This is a genomic window from Pseudomonas sp. C9D1 (assembly GCF_056491235.1).
The window spans coordinates 1852205-1869665 of the sequence record NZ_JBSZIE010000002.1; the positions used below are offsets into that span (position 1 = coordinate 1852205).

At 63.9% G+C, this 17461-nt stretch carries 16 protein-coding genes, 2 tRNA genes and 4 pseudogenes; 3 read left to right on the plus strand and 19 right to left on the minus strand.

Annotation, left to right across the window (positions count from 1 at the left end; translation table 11 throughout):
* Positions 1-45 precede the first annotated feature (45 nt).
* From ACXI0U_RS16735 to dapA, 4 genes and pseudogenes are all read right to left on the minus strand, one after another.
* A tRNA-Ser gene (locus ACXI0U_RS16735) sits at positions 46-135 on the minus strand.
* Between the two features lie 114 nt (positions 136-249).
* The gene (locus tag ACXI0U_RS16740) at positions 250-1119 is read right to left on the minus strand and encodes a phosphoribosylaminoimidazolesuccinocarboxamide synthase (RefSeq protein ID WP_271658689.1); all 870 of its coding nucleotides are present in this window, start codon (positions 1117-1119) and stop codon (positions 250-252) included.
* A gap of 131 nt (positions 1120-1250) precedes the next feature.
* Positions 1251-2376: pseudogene (bamC, locus tag ACXI0U_RS16745) on the minus strand (outer membrane protein assembly factor BamC).
* An 18-nt stretch (positions 2377-2394) separates the two neighbouring features.
* Positions 2395-3275: pseudogene (dapA, locus tag ACXI0U_RS16750) on the minus strand (4-hydroxy-tetrahydrodipicolinate synthase).
* A gap of 167 nt (positions 3276-3442) precedes the next feature.
* Between dapA and ACXI0U_RS16755 the strand changes: the two are divergent.
* Both ACXI0U_RS16755 and ACXI0U_RS16760 read left to right on the plus strand, forming a co-directional pair.
* On the plus strand, positions 3443-4000 hold the full coding sequence (locus ACXI0U_RS16755; protein WP_479550592.1) for a glycine cleavage system transcriptional repressor: 558 nt from the start codon (positions 3443-3445) through the stop codon (positions 3998-4000).
* Positions 4001-4010: 10 nt separating this feature from the next.
* The gene (locus tag ACXI0U_RS16760; protein ID WP_271658690.1) at positions 4011-4484 is read left to right on the plus strand and encodes a peroxiredoxin; all 474 of its coding nucleotides are present in this window, start codon (positions 4011-4013) and stop codon (positions 4482-4484) included.
* Positions 4485-4545: 61 nt separating this feature from the next.
* Here ACXI0U_RS16760 and ACXI0U_RS16765 read toward each other — a convergent pair.
* Together ACXI0U_RS16765 and ACXI0U_RS16770 are read right to left on the minus strand one after the other, a co-directional pair.
* Positions 4546-5627: pseudogene (locus tag ACXI0U_RS16765) on the minus strand (AI-2E family transporter).
* A 26-nt stretch (positions 5628-5653) separates the two neighbouring features.
* A complete protein-coding gene (locus ACXI0U_RS16770) occupies positions 5654-5905 on the minus strand; it encodes a sulfurtransferase TusA family protein (protein ID WP_431482513.1) in 252 nt (83 codons plus the stop codon).
* Between the two features lie 105 nt (positions 5906-6010).
* Here ACXI0U_RS16770 and ACXI0U_RS16775 point away from each other — a divergent pair.
* Positions 6011-7444, plus strand: a pseudogene (locus tag ACXI0U_RS16775) (M48 family metalloprotease).
* 55 nt (positions 7445-7499) lie between these two features.
* On the opposite strand, the gene nadA reads toward ACXI0U_RS16775, so the two are convergent.
* The 13 genes from nadA to ruvA form a co-directional block, all read right to left on the minus strand.
* Positions 7500-8558: a quinolinate synthase NadA gene (nadA, locus tag ACXI0U_RS16780; protein WP_043243095.1), complete on the minus strand. Its 1059-nt coding sequence runs from the start codon at positions 8556-8558 to the stop codon at positions 7500-7502.
* A gap of 234 nt (positions 8559-8792) precedes the next feature.
* Positions 8793-8868: transfer RNA gene (locus ACXI0U_RS16785), tRNA-Lys, on the minus strand.
* A gap of 58 nt (positions 8869-8926) precedes the next feature.
* Positions 8927-9601 (minus strand): 7-cyano-7-deazaguanine synthase QueC, encoded by a 675-nt coding sequence (queC, locus tag ACXI0U_RS16790; protein WP_021221415.1) that lies wholly within the window; start codon positions 9599-9601, stop codon positions 8927-8929.
* 1 nt (position 9602) lies between these two features.
* Positions 9603-10250: a 7-carboxy-7-deazaguanine synthase QueE gene (queE, locus tag ACXI0U_RS16795; RefSeq protein ID WP_316925737.1), complete on the minus strand. Its 648-nt coding sequence runs from the start codon at positions 10248-10250 to the stop codon at positions 9603-9605.
* Positions 10251-10375: 125 nt separating this feature from the next.
* Positions 10376-11197, minus strand: coding sequence for a tol-pal system protein YbgF (gene ybgF, locus ACXI0U_RS16800; RefSeq protein ID WP_479550593.1), 822 nt, complete (start codon positions 11195-11197; stop codon positions 10376-10378).
* Positions 11198-11203: 6 nt separating this feature from the next.
* Positions 11204-11701 (minus strand): peptidoglycan-associated lipoprotein Pal, encoded by a 498-nt coding sequence (gene pal / locus ACXI0U_RS16805; RefSeq protein WP_111263836.1) that lies wholly within the window; start codon positions 11699-11701, stop codon positions 11204-11206.
* A 55-nt stretch (positions 11702-11756) separates the two neighbouring features.
* Complete coding sequence (tolB, locus tag ACXI0U_RS16810; protein ID WP_271658696.1) at positions 11757-13058, minus strand: Tol-Pal system beta propeller repeat protein TolB; 1302 nt, start codon at positions 13056-13058, stop codon at positions 11757-11759.
* A complete protein-coding gene (gene tolA / locus ACXI0U_RS16815) occupies positions 13058-14059 on the minus strand; it encodes a cell envelope integrity protein TolA (RefSeq protein ID WP_431482516.1) in 1002 nt (333 codons plus the stop codon). The genes tolB and tolA overlap by 1 nt, the downstream gene beginning before the upstream one ends.
* Positions 14059-14517, minus strand: coding sequence for a protein TolR (gene tolR / locus ACXI0U_RS16820; RefSeq protein WP_021221421.1), 459 nt, complete (start codon positions 14515-14517; stop codon positions 14059-14061). The genes tolA and tolR overlap by 1 nt, the downstream gene beginning before the upstream one ends.
* A gap of 33 nt (positions 14518-14550) precedes the next feature.
* Positions 14551-15246, minus strand: a complete 696-nt coding sequence (gene tolQ, locus ACXI0U_RS16825; protein ID WP_021221422.1) for a protein TolQ — start codon at positions 15244-15246, stop codon at positions 14551-14553.
* 2 nt (positions 15247-15248) lie between these two features.
* Positions 15249-15695, minus strand: a complete 447-nt coding sequence (gene ybgC / locus ACXI0U_RS16830; RefSeq protein WP_021221423.1) for a tol-pal system-associated acyl-CoA thioesterase — start codon at positions 15693-15695, stop codon at positions 15249-15251.
* 92 nt (positions 15696-15787) lie between these two features.
* On the minus strand, positions 15788-16840 hold the full coding sequence (ruvB, locus tag ACXI0U_RS16835; protein WP_479550594.1) for a Holliday junction branch migration DNA helicase RuvB: 1053 nt from the start codon (positions 16838-16840) through the stop codon (positions 15788-15790).
* Between the two features lie 6 nt (positions 16841-16846).
* Entirely contained in the window at positions 16847-17449 is a 603-nt protein-coding gene (ruvA, locus tag ACXI0U_RS16840) for a Holliday junction branch migration protein RuvA (RefSeq protein ID WP_031288464.1), read from the minus strand.
* Positions 17450-17461 lie beyond the last annotated feature (12 nt).

Consider the following 17461-nt stretch of genomic DNA (forward strand, 5'->3'; position numbering starts at 1 on the left):
AGCACAAAGCCCCTGGCTCTCGCGAACCAGGGGCTTTGCTGTATATGGCGGGAAGATAGGGATTTGAACCCTAGGTGCCATTGCTGACACAACGGATTTCGAATCCGTCCCGTTCGGCCACTCCGGCATCTTCCCGAACGGCGCGCATGATACCAGCTGAAAGGCGTTTGGCGAAGCCCGCCGAGGCAATTTTTTCGCGTGCATTCAGATGCTTGCGTACTGCCCGGGCTGGCGGACCTGCCGCAGGGATCAGGCGGTGAGCTTGGTCAGGGCTTCGCGGTACTTGTCGGCGGTCTTCTGCGCGACGTCGGCGGGCACGGCGGGAGCCGGCGGCTCCTTGTTCCAGCCGGTGGATTCGAGCCAGTCACGGACGAACTGCTTGTCGAAGCTGGGCGGGTTGCTGCCTTCGACGTAGCTCTCCACCGGCCAGAAGCGGCTGGAGTCGGGGGTCAGCACTTCGTCCATCAGGGTCAGGGTGCCGTCTTCGTCGATACCGAACTCGAACTTGGTGTCGGCGATGATGATGCCGCGGGTGGCCGCGTATTCGACGGCAGTGCTGTAGAGAGCGATAGCGGTGTCGCGCACCTTGGCGGCCAGCTCCTTGCCGATGATGGCTTCGCACCGCTCGAAGGAGATGTTCTCGTCATGGTCGCCCACGGCGGCCTTGGTCGAGGGGGTGAAGATCGGCTGGGGCAGCTTGGAGGCTTCCTTGAGGCCGGCGGGCAACTGGATGCCGCAGACGGTGCCGCTCTTCTGGTACTCCTTCCAGCCGGAACCGACGATGTAGCCACGCACGATGGCTTCGACGGCAACGGGCTTGAGGCGCTTGGCGACCACGGCGCGGCCTTCCACCAGCGGCAGCTCGGCGGCGGGGACCACGTCCTCGACCTTGTCGCCGGTGAAGTGGTTGGGCACCACGTCGGCGAGCTTGTCGAACCAGAAGTTGGAGATGGCGGTGAGGATCTTGCCCTTGTCCGGGATCGGCTGTTCGAGGATGACATCGAAGGCCGAGAGCCGGTCGGTGGCGACCATGAGCATGCGCTTGGCATCGATCTCATAGAGGTCGCGGACTTTACCGGAGTAGATCTTCTTCAGGCTCAGGGTGCTGGGAGTGGTCATGGGGATTTTCCGCCTCTGTTAAACGAAACAGGCGAAACCTGCGGGGTTTCGCCTATTGTCTTGCCGCCGCGCCCTGGGGCGCGTCGACTGGAGCCCGGGTGAAGGTTGCCCGCCACCCGGTCGGTCCGGCCTCAGCCGAGGTTTTCCTGGATCAGGCCCAGCACACGGCGCGCCACATCGGCGGGTGCCACGGTGTTGATGTCCTTCTCCACGGTGACCTGCACGCTGTCGCCGACGCGGGTCAGGCGGACCTGGTAACGGTCGGCGCGGGCTTCGATCTCTTCCTTGCTGGGCGCGCTGCCCCACAGGCGGCTGAAGAAACCGGGTTCCTGGTCCTTCTCCGCGCCTTCGGCGAGGTTGATGTAGTACACGCCCAGGCTGCGGTTGATGTCGTCGACGCGGACGTCGGCCACTTCCAGGGCACGGCCCACGCTCGACCAGGAACGGTCGAAAGTCGGCGCCCAGGTCGAGGATCGGGTTACCGCTGCCGTCTTCGGACAGGGTCACGCGGCTCGGCGCATCGAAGTCGCGGGCGGCCAGCAGGGACACGGAACCACCCTGCTCGGCGCTGCGCGCCATGGTGGCGAGCATTTCGTCCATCAGCGCGGCCTCGAGGCTCGGGCTGTCGGAACGGCTCGGCCAGCCGGTGTCGGCGGTGCTGCCTGCCGGACGGGTGGTGGTGAGGACGAAGATCTCGCTGGTGTTGCGCTGCACACCCGGCTCGATGCGTACGCGGGCACGCACTTCGCTGTCGGGCTCGACACCGCTCACGCGGCTGCCGAGGCGGCGTGCCAGGGGAGCGGAGAGCTGATCCAGGCGCTGCCAGCCGGTGCTGAACTCACCGGTCTGCGGGGGCGCTCGTCGACGACCTTGAGCCGCCGTCTTCGAAGAACTGGCGCGCGACCGGCCAGACTTCTGCCGGGACGGGGCGCTGGGCAACCACCCAGCGGGAGTCGGCCGCCTTCTTGTAGGCTGTAGTTGCTGACCTCTCCCTTGACCTGCAGGGGCTGCGGGGCCGCGGGACTTCGTAGTCGGCATCGTTGCGGCTGTCGGCGATGTTTCACCGGCACCGGCAGCAACGGGTCAAGACGTTTGGATTGGGCATCCCGGGGCAGCTGCATGGGCGCGGTCTGACGCGCTTCCAGGTAGTCGTTGCCGCGGTCGCGGAAATAGCCATCTTCGCCCCAAAGCCAGCCGCAGCCGCTGGTGCTGGAGATCATCAGGGCGAGAGCCGGAAAGTCCGGCCAGTCGCTTCATGCGTAGTAATTCCTCGGATTAAACCAATACACCGGACTGGCGGAGCGCCTGACGCAGCGGTTCGTGGCAACGCGGGCTGAGCCAGGTCAGCGGCAGACGGATGCCGTCGGGCATCAGGCCCATCTCGTGCAGGGCCCATTTCACCGGAATCGGGTTCGATTCGATGAACAGCGCCTTGTGCAGCGGCATCAGCTTGTCGTTGATGGCACGGGCAGTTTCAGCATCGCCACGCATGGCGGCGGCGCAGAGTTCGGCCATCTCGCGGGGGGCGACGTTGGCGGTCACGGAGATGTTGCCCTTGCCGCCCATGAGCATCAGCTCGACGGCGGTGGCGTCGTCACCGGAATAGACGAGGAAGTCCTTGCTCACGCGATCCAGTACTTCCTGGCCACGCTTGAGGTCGCCGGTGGCTTCCTTGATACCGATGATGTTGGAGATCTTCGCCAGGCGCTCGACGGTCTCGGGCAGCATGTCGCAGACGGTGCGGCCGGGTACGTTGTAGAGGATCTGCGGGATCGCGACGGATTCGGCGATGTGGCGGAAATGCTGGTACAGGCCTTCCTGGGTCGGCTTGTTGTAGTACGGGGTCACCAGCAGGACAGCATCCGGCGCCAACGCCCTTGGCGGCGGCGGTGAGGTCGATCCGACTCACGGGTGGAGTTGCCACCGGTGCCGGCGATGACCGGGATGCGGCCATTGACCTGATCCACCACGCGGCGGATGACTTCGATGTGTTCGTTGACGTCCAGTGTTGCGGATTCACCCGTGGTGCCGACTGCGACTATGGCGTTGGTGCCTTCCTGCAGGTGGAAATCCACCAGCTTGGTCAGACTCGCCCAGTCCAGTTGACCTTGTGCATCCATGGGCGTGACCAGTGCCACCATACTGCCCGCAATCATGCAACCGCTCCTGCCGGAAAAAGAGAGCCGTAATGGTACTGGTGCCCATTGCCCAGCACAAGCTGACGAGGGTGCCTGAAGCATTCCCCTCGGCGGCGCTTTTCGCTAACCTTCCCGCTTTGATCGGCGCGGCTTTGCCCGCCCTCCTCTCGCTTTAGGAATGCTGCATGTCCACCACCCCGCCCCGCGAAGAATTCCTTGTGATCAGTGCCCTTGGCGTCAACCCGATGGAGCTGACCAACGTGCTGTGCCGAGCCAGCCAGGAAAACCGCTGCGCAATGGTCAGCAGCCGCCTGACCCGCCACGGCGAGTACTGCGCCCTGGTACTGCAGGTATCCGGCAGTTGGGATGCCCTGGCCCGCCTCGAAGCCGGCCTGCCGGCCCTGGCCAAGCGCCACGAGTTCACCACCCAGGTGACCCGCAGCGCCGCGCTGGAGCCCCGCCCGCAGTCGCTGCCCTACGTCGCCTACGTCAGCGCCGCGTACCGCCCGGATATCCTCAACGAGCTGTGCCAGTTCTTCATCGATCACCGTGTCGAACTGGAGAGCCTCACCTGCGACACCTACCAGGCGCCGCAGACCATGAGCACCATGCTCAACGCCACCATCACCGTGACGCTGCCCGCCGGCACCCAGATCAGTTGGCTGCGCGATCAGTTCCTCGACTTCGCCGACGCGCTGAACCTCGACGCGCTGATCGAGCCCTGGCGCCCGCAGCACCCGTAAGGAGCAAGACATGGCCGTAACCATCGACCAGCCGGTCGCCGACTTCACCGCCCCCGCCACCAGCGGCCAGCAGGTGACCCTCTCCGCCCTCAAGGGCAAGCAGGTAGTGATCTATTTCTACCCGAAGGACAGCACCCCGGGCTGCACCACCGAAGGCCAGGGTTTCCGTGACCAGCATGGCGCCTTCGCAGCAGCCAACACGGTGATCTTCGGCGTCTCCCGCGATGGCCTGAAGTCCCACGAGAACTTCAAGTGCAAGCAGGAGTTCCCCTTCGAGCTGATCTCCGACAAGGACGAGGCCGTCTGCCAGCTGTTCGACGTGATCAAGCTGAAGAAGCTCTACGGCAAGGAATACATGGGCGTCGACCGCAGCACCTTCCTCATCGACAAGGACGGCGTGCTGCGCCAGGAGTGGCGTGGCGTGAAGGTCCCCGGCCATGTGGATGCCGTGCTCGCCGCCGCGCAGGCGCTGAACAAGGGCTGAGCCCAAGCGCCATGCAGACGCAATGAAAGAAGGCCGCGATCGCGGCCTTTTTCATGTGCACTCACATCAGCGGTGATGGCCCTTCCCGCAGGGGCCCGCTGCGTGGCCAGGCATCCAGCACCGCCTTGAACAGGGTCGCCAGGGGAATGGCGAAGAAGATCCCCCAGAAGCCCCAGAGCCCGCCGAACAGCAGCACTGCGCAGATGATCGCCACCGGGTGCATGTTCACCGCCTCGGAGAACAGCAGCGGCACCAAGATGTTGCCATCCAGCGCCTGGATCACCCCGTAGACCACCATCAGGTAGATGAACTGGTCGCCCCAGCCCCACTGGAACAGCGCGATCAGGGCCACCGGCACGGTCACCACCACCGCGCCTATGTAGGGCACCACCACCGAGAGGCCGACCAACAGGGCCAGCAACGCCGCATAGTTGAGCCCGAGAGAGACGAAGGCGACGTAGGTCACGCCGCCACAGATGACGATCTCGATCACCTTGCCGCGGATGTAGTTGGCGATCTGCTGGTGCATTTCCCGCGGTACCTGGGTCATCAGCGCCCGCTCGCGCGGCAGGTAGCCGCTCATCCAGCGCTGGATCAGCTCGCGGTCCTTGAGGAAGAAGAACACCAGGATCGGCACCAGCACCAGGTAGATCATCAGGTTGACCACCAGCGGCAGGCTGGAGAGCGAGAAGGTCAACGCCCACTGGCCGAACTTGCCGATCTCGCTGCGGGTCACCTCGATGGCATTGAGCACCTGCTCGTCGGTGACCAGGTGCGGGTAGCGCTCGGGCAGCAGCAGGAGCAGCGACTGCCACTCGCCGAGCATGCGCGGCAGCTCGTTGAACAGGGTGCTGAGCTGCTGCCAGAGCAGCGGCATGAGCACCACCAGGAACAGCGCCAGGGCACCGATGAACAGCGCGAACACTAGCCACACGGCCAGCGTCTCGGGCATGCGCAGGCGCTCGAGGGAAATTCACCACCCCCTGCATCAGGAAGGCCAGCACCAGACCCGCCAGGACCGGCGCCAACATGTTGCCGAGGGTGAGGACGAGGGTGAAGCCCAGGACCCAGGAAGACCGCCAGCACCACCGCTTCTTCATCGGAGAAGTAGCGCTGCACCCAATCGCGAAGCACCTTGAACATCGGAGTTCCTTGGTAAGCGGAGAAATTCAGGCCTTGCGCAGCCAGTAGCGATAGATGCCGCCCTGCTCTTCCTCGTGCAGCAGCACGTGGCCGGCGAGACGGGCGAAGGCACGGAAGTCGCGTTGCGAACCGGCATCGGTGGCGGTGACCTTGAGCACCGCGCCACTCGCCAAACGGTTGAGTTCCAGCTTGGCCTTGAGCAGCGGCAAGGGGCAGTTGAGCCCGCTGGCGTCGAGTTCGGCGTCGAAGGTATCGGGAGCGCCGGTGGCGTCTGTCATGGGTGTTCTCCAGGAGGGCGCCTAGGATACAGAAGCCCGCGCAACCCTGGCCAGCCGACCGGGCGGGAGGCTACAGTTAGCGCTTTGCCGACAAGAGCCCTGTGCATGAATCCGCTGCGCCCCACTCTGCTGACGCTTGCCTGCCTCCTCGCATCGCCCGTGATGGCCGATGACCTGCCGTCCCTCGGCGACTCCAGTTCGGCCATCGTCTCTCCGGAACAGGAACACCAGCTGGGCCGCGCCTGGCTCAGCCTGCTGCGCGGCCAGGTGGGAACAGCTCCCGGACCCGCAGCTCAAGGACTATGTCGAAACCAGCGTCTACCGTCTGGCCGAAACCAGCCAGTTGCAGGACCGTCGCTTGGAATTCGTGCTGTCAAGAGCCCGCAGCTCAACGCCTTCGCCGCACCGGGCGGCATCGTCGGCGTCAACGGTGGCTTGTTCCTCTATGCACCGAACGAAGCCGAGTACGCCTCGGTCCTCGCCCACGAACTGGCTCACCTGTCGCAACGCCACTTCGCGCGCGGTATCGAAGCCCAGCAACGTATGCAGATCCCGGTGATGGCGGCCATGCTGGCCGGTATCGTCGCGGCCGCCGCAGGCGCCGGTGACGCGGGCATGGCGGCGATCATGTCGACCCAGGCCGCCGCGATCCAGGAGCAGCGCCGCTTCTCCCGGCAGAACGAACAGGAAGCCGACCGCATCGGTCTGCTCAACCTGGAAAAGGCCGGTTATGACCCCCGCGCCATGCCCAACATGTTCGAGCGCCTGATGCGCCAGTACCGCTACGACTCCAAGCCGCCGGAATTCCTCCTCACCCACCCGGTGACCGAATCGCGTATCGCCGACACCCGCAACCGTGCCGAACAGGCGCCACCGGGCGGCGTGGAGAACAGCCTGCGCTACCAGTTGATGCGCGCCCGCGTGCAGCTGATGTTCGAAGAAACCCCGGGGATCTCCGCCAAGCGCTTCCGCGCCATGCTCGACGCCGATCCCAAGCTGGATGCCGCGCGCTACGGCCTGGCCATTGCGCAGATCAAGAACGGCCAGCTCAACGAGGCGCGTGAAGGCCTGGCGCAATTGCTGGCCAAGTCGCCCAACGAGATCGTCTACAACCTCGCCCAAGTGGACCTGGACATCACCGCCAACCGCCTGCCGGACGCGCAGAAACGTGTCGACCGACTGCTGGGCCTGTACCCCAACAACTACCCGCTGAAGCAGGCGCGCAGCGACCTGATGCTCAAGCTCAACAAACCCCAGGAAGCGGAGAAAATCCTCGACGGCCTGGTGAAGTCCCGACCCAACGACCCGGACGTCTGGTACCAGGTGGCCGAAGTACGCGGGCTGGCCGGCAACACCATCGGCCTGCACCAGGCGCGCGCAGAGTTCTTCGCCCTGGTCGGCGACTACGACCAGGCCATCGAACAGCTGGATTTCGCCAAGCGCCGCGCCACCAACAACTTCCCGCTCGCCTCGCGCATCGATGCACGCCAGCAGGAGATGATCGAGCAGCAGAAGACCATCAAGCAGATGATGCGCTGACAGCAAGCGCACACGAAAAAGCCCGGACAGGTCCGGGCTTTTTTGTGCGTGCCGATCAGGCGTTGCCGGCGAGCTTCAACCGTGCGGCCTGGGTGAAGTCGAGCATGCGCTTGAGCGGCTTGATCGCCCGGGGCACCAGCGCGGCATCGACGAAGATTTCGTTGCTGCCTTCGCGCAGGCATTGCAGGGTGCGCTCCAGGGTGTTCATGGCCATCCAGGGGCAGTGCGCGCAACTGCGGCAGGCAGCACCATTGCCGGCGGTGGGCGCTTCGATGAACTGCTTGTCCGGGCACAGCTGCTGCATCTTGTAGAAGATGCCGCGGTCGGTGGCGACGATGAACATTTTGTTCGGCAGGGTTTGCGCAGCCTTGATCAGTTGGCTGGTGGAACCCACCGCATCGGCCAGTTCAATGACCGCCTCGGGCGATTCCGGGTGGACCAGGATGGCCGCCTCCGGGTACAGCGCCTTCATGTCTTCGAGCTGCTTGGCCTTGAACTCCTCGTGGACGATGCAGGCACCGTCCCAGAGCAGCATATCGGCACCGGTCTCGCGCTGGATGTAACGGCCCAGGTGCTGGTCCGGCGCCCAGATGATCTTCTCGCCGTTGTCCATCAGGCTCTCGACGATCTCCAGCGCACAGCTGGAGGTCACCACCCAGTCGGCCCGGGCCTTCACCGCCGCGGAGGTATTGGCGTAGACGACCACGGTGCGCTCCGGATGCTGGTCGCAGAACGCCGAGAACTCGTCCACCGGGCAACCCAGGTCCAGGGAGCAGGTCGCTTCCAGGGTCGGCATCAGCACGCGCTTTTCCGGGTTGAGGATCTTCGCCGTCTCGCCCATGAAGCGCACGCCTGCCACCAGCACCGTCTTCGCCGAATGCTGGTTGCCGAAGCGGGCCATCTCCAGCGAGTCGGACACGCAACCACCGGTTTCCTCGGCCAGGGCCTGGATCACCGGGTCGCAGTAGTAGTGGGCAACGAGCACTGCATCCTGCGCCTTCAGCTCGGCGGCGATGTCTGCACGCAGCTGCGCCTCTTCATCAGCCGAAAGCTGCCGGGGCTGCTTGGCGGCGAGGTGGGCCTGGACGAGAAAACGTTCGGAGAGATGAGACATGTCTGCGGGACCTGCGAGCGCACTGCGCGAAAGCCTGTTGGGTCACCGCCCCGCCAAGCCAGGGGCCATGCGGTTCGGGGCGCGGATGATAACGCAGATTAACGCCAATGGGCATGGCTGCGGGAGAGGCCATCCGTCCCCCGATGAGGGGGGACCATACTTTTCGGCGGACAAACGAAAAGCGGGAAGACCTTTCGATCTTCCCGCTTCCGTTGCTCCTCGCGGAGCCTTGTATGGTGGGTCGTGTAGGATTCGAACCTACGACCAATTGGTTAAAAGCCAACTGCTCTACCGACTGAGCTAACGACCCGACGCGGAGCGCATAATACTGATTTTATTCAGGAATTCAACACCCCACCGAAAATATTTCAGAAATATCTCGTAGGATCCTGCACCCCAGCCGCTTCGAAGCCGGCTGCACGCAGGCGGCAGCTGTCGCATTTGCGGCAGGCGCGGCCTTCGTCATCGGCCTGGTAGCAGGACACCGTCAAAGCGTAGTCGACGCCAAGCTTCATGCCCGCCTGGACGATATCCGCCTTGCTGAGGTTCTGCAGCGGCGCCTGGATGCGGAAACCATCCCCTTCCACCCCGGCCTTGGTCGCCAGGTTGGCCATGCGCTGGAAGGCCTCGACGAACTCGGGGCGACAATCCGGGTAACCGGAATAGTCCACGGCATTGACGCCGATGAAGATATCCCGCGCGCCGAGTACTTCGGCCCACCCCAGGGCGAGGGACAGGAACACGGTGTTGCGTGCCGGCACATAGGTGACCGGGATGCCTTCAGTAGGGGCTTCCGGCACATCGATGCTGCTGTCGGTCAGGGCCGAGCCACCGATGCCATCGAGATTGAGGCCGATCACCTTGTGTTCGACCACACCCAACTGGCGGGCCACACGCTCGGCCGCCTGCAGCTCGGCACGGTGACGCTGGCCGTAGTCGAAGCTCATGGTGTAGCAGGCGTAGCCTTCAGCGCGGGCCATGGCTACCACGGTGGCGGAGTCCAGGCCGCCGGAGAGGAGGATTACCGCTTTCTTGTCGCTCATATCAATGTCCCGGCTCGTCGTTCCAGAGGATCTTGTGCAATTGCAGCTGCAGGCGCACCGGCAGGTTGTCGGCCACTATCCAGTCCGCCAGGTTCCGCGCGCTCACCTGCTGGTGGCTGGGCGAGAACAGCACCTCACCGGCACGCTGCTCCAGGCGGTACTCGATCAGCTTGGACACGGCCCAGTCGTAGTCCTCGCGGGAACAGATGACGAACTTCACTTGGTCGTTGCGGGTCAGCTGGGCCATGTTCTCGTAGCGGTTGCGCCCGACTTCGGCGGAGCCCGGCGTCTTCAGGTCGACGACACGGCTGACGCGGGTGTCCACGGGGGCGATATCCAGGGCTCCGCTGGTCTCCAGGGAAACCTCGTAGCCGGCATCGCAGAGCCGTTGCAGGAGCGGAATGCAGTTGGGTTGCGCCAGCGGCTCACCGCCCGTCACACAGACGTAGCGGGGCTTGTAGGCGGCCACCTGGGCGAGGATGTCGTCCAGGGTGTGGATCTGGCCGCCATTGAAGGCGTAGGCGGTGTCGCAGTACTGGCAGCGCAGGGGACAGCCGGTCAGGCGCACGAATACCGTCGGCAAGCCGGCGGTACGCGTCTCCCCCTGCAGCGAGTAGAAGATCTCGGTCAGTCGCAGGGTCTGTTGCATAAGGGCCACGGGCGTGACGGCTAAACAGGCCATCCGCCTCCGTTGCTGGAAGAAAATATGAGGGCGGCGATTCTAAACGAAAAAACCCGCGACAGGCGCGGGTTAATCGATGCTCGGGGCGTGGATCAGGGCAGGCGCTGAAGGTCCCGCTGCGCCAGCTGGGCGGCGGAGCTGCCCGGGTACTGGGCGACGACCTGCTTGAGGATGCCCTTGGCCTTGTCGGTGTTGCCCAGGCGCTGCTCGACGTCGGCGAGCTTGTAGAGGGAATCCGGCACCTTGGCGTGCTGCGGATAAACCTGGCTGACCTTGGCGAAGGCCTGGCCGGCGCCCTGCAGGTCGCCCTTGGCGAGGTTCACCTCACCCAGCCAGTACTGCGCGTTGCCGGCGTACTGGCTGTTGGGGTACTTGCGCAGGAAAGCGCCGAAGGCCTGGCTGGCCTTGTCGAAATCCTTGGCTTTGATCAGGTCGAAGGCGGCGTCGTAGTACAGCTTTTCCTTCGCCGGATCGCCCGGTTCGGTACTGGCAGCCGGCTGCTGCGCCGGAGCCGAGGGAGTGCCGGCGGCGTTGATCGCGCCATCGGCAGGGGAATTCTGTTGTGCGGCTGGTGCGCCCGCTGCGCCCGCATTCAAGCGGCTATCCAGATCCTGGTATCGCTCCAGCGATTCACGCTTGAGCTGCTGGATCTCGTTCTGCTGTTCTTCGACCATCCCGCGCAGGCGGGCAGTCTCTTCCTGCATCTGTTGCAGCTGCATGAACAGCTCGCCTTGCGCGGACACCGGGGCCGAAGCCCCGGATCCGGCATAGGCGCCAGTCGTGCCATAACCAGCGGGCGGGTAACTGTTGCCGTAACCGGCATCGTTTCCGTCCACCACGGGAACCTCAGCAAAGGCGGCCAGGGGCAGGCTGCTGAGGGCCAATACAGTCAAAGCACGACGGCACTTACGCATATCGAATTACTTACGCAGTTCGACGCGACGGTTCTGAGCCCAGGACTGCTCGTCGTTGCCAGTGGCAACCGGACGCTCTTCGCCGTAGGAAACCAGTTCCAGCTGAGCCGGGGAAACGCCCTGCAGAACCAGGTAGCGCTGAACGGCCTTGGCACGACGCTCGCCCAGAGCCATGTTGTACTCGCGGGTGCCGCGCTCGTCGGTGTGGCCTTCCAGAACGACGCGAGCGCCGTTGCCTTTCAGGTCCTTGGCGTGTACGTCCAGAGCGCGCATGGCTTCCGGCTTCAGGTCGGAGCTGTCGTACTCGAAGTAGAAGGTGGTGATGGCGCGCAGAGCAGCTTCTTCGCTCAGGCTGCCGTCAACACCGCTGTTGCCGCTGTTGTAGCCAGCGTTCGGGTCTACAGCGCCCTGGCCGGAATCGTCGCCGCCCTTGGAGGAGCAACCAACTGCAACAGCCATGGCCAGAGCCAGAGCAGCGAACTTACCGAATTTAATCATTTCCATCATGTAACTCCTAATGAGCCCCAGTGTGTTTAGCAAAACAATAGTGGATACCGCGTCAGTTCAGGTACGGCGACCAGGACGGTTCGCGGATATCGCCTTGAACGGTTGGAATCGGGAGTCGTACGCGCCCGTTTGTGGACACGAGCATCAGGACTCCCCGGCCCTGCTGGCGGGTGGCGTAGATTAGCATGGTGCCGTTTGGCGCAACAGTGGGCGAGTCATCCAGAGTGGTGCCGGAAAGGATGCGCGGAGCACCGCCACGCACCAGGTCCATGGCCGCCACCTTGAAGTTGGTGAAGCCGTCCTGGCGGTGGATCATCACCAGGGTCTTTTCATCAGCCGAGAGCTTCGGGTTGGCGTTGTAGTTGCCAACGAAGGTCACGCGCTGCGGCTCGCCGCCGTTGATATTGGTCTTGTAGATCTGCGGCTTGCCGGCGCGATCCGAGGTGAAATAGATGGTCTGGCCATCGGCGCCCCAGAAGGGTTCGGTGTCGATCGCCATGTGATTGGTGACGCGACGCAGCTGACGGCTGCCCAGGTCCATCACGTAGATCTCCGGGTTGCCGTCCTTGGACAGCACGAACGCCAGGCGATTGCCTTCGGGCGACCAGGCCGGCGCGCCGTTCAGGCCTTCGAAGTTGGTGATCTGCTCGCGACGCCCGGTGTCGACGTGCTGGATGAAGATGCGCGGACGCTTCTGCTCGAAGGAGACATAGGCGATGCGGCGGCCATCCGGCGCGTAGCGCGGCGAGAGGATCGGCTCACGCGACTGCAGCAGGGTCACGGCGCGCTGGCCGTCATAGTCCGAGCGTTGCAGGGTGTAGCGGGTATTGTTCACCGAGAAACGCTCTGCGGTCACGTAGAGCATGCGGGTGGAGAACGCACCCTTCACGCCGGTGAGCTTCTCGAAGGACTGGTCGGCCACGTAGTGCGCCATGTCGCGCAGCTGGTCGGTGGAGCCGCTGACGCTGCCGGCGAACACCTGCTGCTCGGTGGCGACGTTGAACAGGGCGAACTGCACTTGCAGGCGGCCGCCAGCCGGAGCGATGTTGCCCACTAGCACGTATTGGGCGCCAAGGGCTTTCCAGTCGCGGTAGATCACTTCGCTGGCCTGGGTCGGCAGGCTGATCATGTTCTGCCGCGGGATGGGCTCGAAGTAGCCCGAGTTGCGCAGGTCGTTGCCGATGATCTCGGACATGTCTTCGGGCAGGACGTTGCCGCCCTGCCAGCCGAAGGGCACTACGGCGACGGGAACCGCGCGATCAGCGCCAGTGCGCACCAGAATGTTCTTTTCTTCGGCCTGAGCGACGCCAGCCAAGAAGAAAAGAGTTAACAGAACACCTTTAAGAATCTTCATCACAACGCTAGGTCCTCAGGCGTGAATGTCATCTTGAATGAACGATAGGGATTGAAGTCTGCGGAACTCATACCCTGCATCTCGGTTATACGACCCACATTCTTCACTGCGCTGATGGCCGATTGGTCAAATGCCGAATCACCACTGGAGCGCGATATCGAAGCGTTGGTGATGGTGCCGTCCGGCAGCATATTGATTTGAACAACGACCGACATGCCATTGCGCGCCGACGGTGGCCTTGTCCACAGCTCCGATACTCTAGAACGAATCAGGTCGTCATAATTACCCGCCGTCTTGTCACCCACCTCATCGGCCAGCGCTTGCTCGCGCTCTACCTTATCGGAGAGCAATTCGGCGAGCGCGGCAGCCTTCTTCTCATCATTCGATTTGCGCTTGGCCTCCTCCGCTGCCTTTTTCTTCGCGGCTTCGGCGGCGGCCTTCTTCTTCGCATCCTCGGCAGCCTTCTTCTTCGCCGCCTCGGCTGCAGCTTTCTTCTTCGCCTCTTCAGCGGCTTTCTTCTTGGCCTCGTCGGCAGCCTTTTTCTTGGCTTCCTCTTCCGCCTTCTTCTTGGCGATGTCGGCCTGTTGCTTCTTGGCTTCCTCGGCCTTCTTGGCGTCATCCGCCTTCTTCGCCTCGGCTGCCTCTTCCGCTTTTCGAGCTTCGTCGGCTTTCTTTTGTTCCGCAGCCTTGGCGGCAGCGACCTTCTGCTGCTCCAGCTTCTGCTGCTCGGCCTTCTTCTGCTCCATCTGCTCGGTTTCGTACTGCGGAGCAGCGGCTTTCTTGGCTTCGCCGGCGATCTTCTGGTTGGTCTGGGTGGTCGCCTGGCTCTGCGATTTCAGCTGATACAGCGTAGCCTGCACGATGGGGCGCGCCGGCGGCAGTTCAGGAGTGAAGGCGAAACTGACGAACAGCGTGCCGAAGATCAGCACGTGCAAGCCTATGGCCCAGACCGCGGGCCAGAAGTAGCTTTCCGATGGGGAGCGTTCGCTCTGCTGCTGCATCAGGGCGCCTCGGTGATCAGCCCGACATTACCCACGCCGGCCTGCTGCAGGCCGCCCATGACGGCCATCACGGAGCCGTAGTCGACGGCCTTGTCGCCACGCACGAAGACCTGGACCTTCTTACCCTGGCTGGTGTTCTGACTCATGATCGCCGTGACCGCCTGGACCAGCTGCGGCAACGTGCTGGACGTCTCGCTGGCCTTGCCCTGGTCCGGGTCCACTTCCTCGCCCATGTTCCAGTAGTAGCTTTTGTCGGCCTTGATGGAGATGGTCAGCACCCGGGAGTCGTTGTCCTGGGGCAGCGCCTCGCTGGAGACCTTCGGCAAGTCGACCTTGACGCCCTGGTTGAGCATGGGCGCGGTCACCATGAAGATGACCAGCAGCACCAACATCACGTCGATGTAGGGCACCACGTTCATCTCGGCGACCGGCTTGCGTTTGTGGCGAATTCTGGCCATGGCGTGAAACCTGTCCTCTATTGAACCTGCGTCTTATTCGTCGCTGGTGTGCACTTTGCGGTGCAGGATGGCCTGGAACTCGTCGGCGAAGGTGTAGTAGCGACTGATCAGGGTCTCACCACGCGCGGCGAAGCGGTTGTACGCGATGACCGCCGGGATCGCCGCGAACAGGCCGATGGCTGTAGCGATCAGCGCCTCGGCAATGCCGGGGGCCACGGTGGCCAGGGTCGCCTGCTGCACCTGAGCCAGGCCGCGGAAGGAATTCATGATCCCCCAGACGGTGCCGAACAGGCCGATGTAGGGGCTGGTGGAGCCGACGGTGGCGAGGAACGGCAGGCTCTGCTCGAGCTTCTCTTCCTCACGGGAGATGGCCACACGCATGGCACGGGCCACGCCTTCCATCACCGCATCCGGGTCTACGCCAGGCTGCTGGCGCAGGCGGGAGAACTCCTTGAAGCCGGCACGGAAGATCTGCTCGACGCCGGAATCCGGGTCCGGGTTGCTGCCGGCCTGGCGATACAGCTTGGACAGGTCGATGCCCGACCAGAAACGCTCCTCGAAGGACACGAGGGATTTCTTGGCCGCGCGCAGCAGGTTGCTGCGCTGGAAAATCATGATCCACGAGGTGACCGAGGCGGCCACCAGAGTGAGCATGACCAGTTGCACCACGATGCTGGCGTTGCTGATCAGGCTCCACATGGAGGTATGGTCGACGACGTTGGCTTCCACGCTTAGTCTCCTGCAGGGGATTGGCCCGGTACGGCGGCGAAGGCTGAACGCAGCGCTTCGGGGATCGCCCGGGGTTTCAAACTGTCGGCGCGCACACAGGCCACCAGGAACTGCCCTTCACAGAGCAGCGCATCATCCGTAGCCCGCCTCACCTGTTGACGAAAGCGCAGGCTGGCACGGTTCAATTCGATCACTTCGGCGCTGATGGTCAGCTCGTCGTCGAGCCTGGCGGGGGCGTGATAACGCGCCTCGGCCGAATGCACGACGAACAACAGGTTCTCCCCGACCAGCTCGGACTGGGCAAAGCCCAGGCTCCGCAGGCATTCGGTTCGAGCCCGTTCCATGAACTTGAGGTAGTTGACGTAATAGACGATGCCACCGGCATCGGTGTCTTCGTAATAGACGCGGCTCCGATGCACGAAAGGCTGGGCCCCATTTTGCGCGCGCATACTCTAGTGCTTACTCCAAAGGTTGCCAATCAGGCCGGGTAACTGTTTTTTTCATCCCCGGCCCCCGCCGCTCGGTTCGACAGCGATTTCCCTTATTCGTCCCCCGCCCCGGAGAAATCATCAGCGGGCGGCTCGACCATGCGCCTGGGCAGGTTCAACCCGAAATGCAGGTAGGCATGGCGGGTGACCACACGCCCACGCGGCGTGCGCATGATGTAGCCCTGCTGGATCAGATAGGGCTCGAGAACATCCTCGATGGTGTGACGTTCCTCACTGATCGCCGCCGCCAGGTTGTCGACGCCTACCGGGCCACCGTCGAACTTGTCGATCATCGCCAACAGCAGACGCCGGTCCTGGTGGTCGAAGCCACGTTCGTCGACATCCAGCAGGTTGAGCGCCTGGTCGGCAATGACCCGGGTGATCTGCCCCTGGCCACGGACTTCAGCGAAGTCACGCACGCGGCGAAGCAGGCGGTTGGCGATGCGCGGTGTACCACGGGCGCGGCGGGCGATCTCGAAGGCGCCCTCCGGCTCGATGTGCAAGCCGAGGATGCCGGCAGAGCGGGTGACGATGCTGGTCAGGTCCGCAGTGCTGTAGAACTCCAGGCGCTGGACGATGCCGAAGCGGTCGCGCAGCGGGTTGGTCAGCATGCCGGCGCGCGTGGTGGCGCCGACCAGGGTGAAAGGCGGCAGGTCGAGCTTGATCGAGCGAGCCGCCGGGCCCTCGCCGATCATGATGTCGAGCTGGAAGTCCTCCATCGCCGGGTACAGTACTTCTTCGACGATGGGCGACAGGCGGTGGATTTCGTCGACGAAGAGCACATCGCCGGACTCGAGGTTGGTCAGCAACGCCGCCAGATCGCCCGGGCGCTCCAGCACGGGGCCGGACGTGCTCTTGATCGAGACGCCCATTTCCTGGGCGATGATGTTGGCCAGGGTGGTCTTGCCCAGGCCCGGCGGGCCGAAGATCAGCGTGTGATCGAGCGCCTCGCTGCGCCCGCGGGCCGCCTGGATGAACAGTTCCATCTGCTCACGCACGGTCGGCTGGCCGACATAGTCGGCGAGGCTCAGCGGGCGGATGGCCCGGTCCAGCTGCTCGTCGCGGTCGTGGCTGCTGGCGGTTATCAGGCGGTCGGCTTCGATCATGCGGTGTTACACCATTCCTTTCAGGGCACGGCGGATCAGTTCTTCGCTGGAAAGCCCTTCTTCCTTGATGGCAGCAACGGCGCGACTGGCTTCCTGGGGTTTGAAGCCCAGGGAGATCAGCGCGCTGAGCGCATCGTTCTCGGCACTGGAGGCGGCAGCCTTGAGCGGCTCCACCACCAGGGTGGAAATGCTCGGCATGGTTTCCCAGGCCTTGAAACGGTCCTTCAGCTCCACCAGCAGGCGCTCGGCGGTCTTCTTGCCGACCCCGGGGATCTTCACCAGGGTCGAGGTGTCCTGGGCCTGCACGCAGCGCACCAGCTCGTCCACTTCCAGCCCGGACATCAGCGCCAGGGCCAGCTTCGGGCCAACGCCGTTGAGACGGATCAGCTCGCGGAACAGCTCGCGCTCGCGCTTCTCGAAGAAGCCGTAGAGCAGGTGCGCATCCTCACGCACCACCAGATGGGTGTGCAGGGTCACAGGCTCGCCGGTCGAGGGCAGGCGGTAGAGGGTGGTCATGGGCACTTCCAGCTCGTAGCCGACGCCGTTGACATCGAGAATCAGGTGCGGCGGCTGTTTTTCCGCCAGGGTGCCACGCAAACGTCCAATCACGAAGTGCGTCCT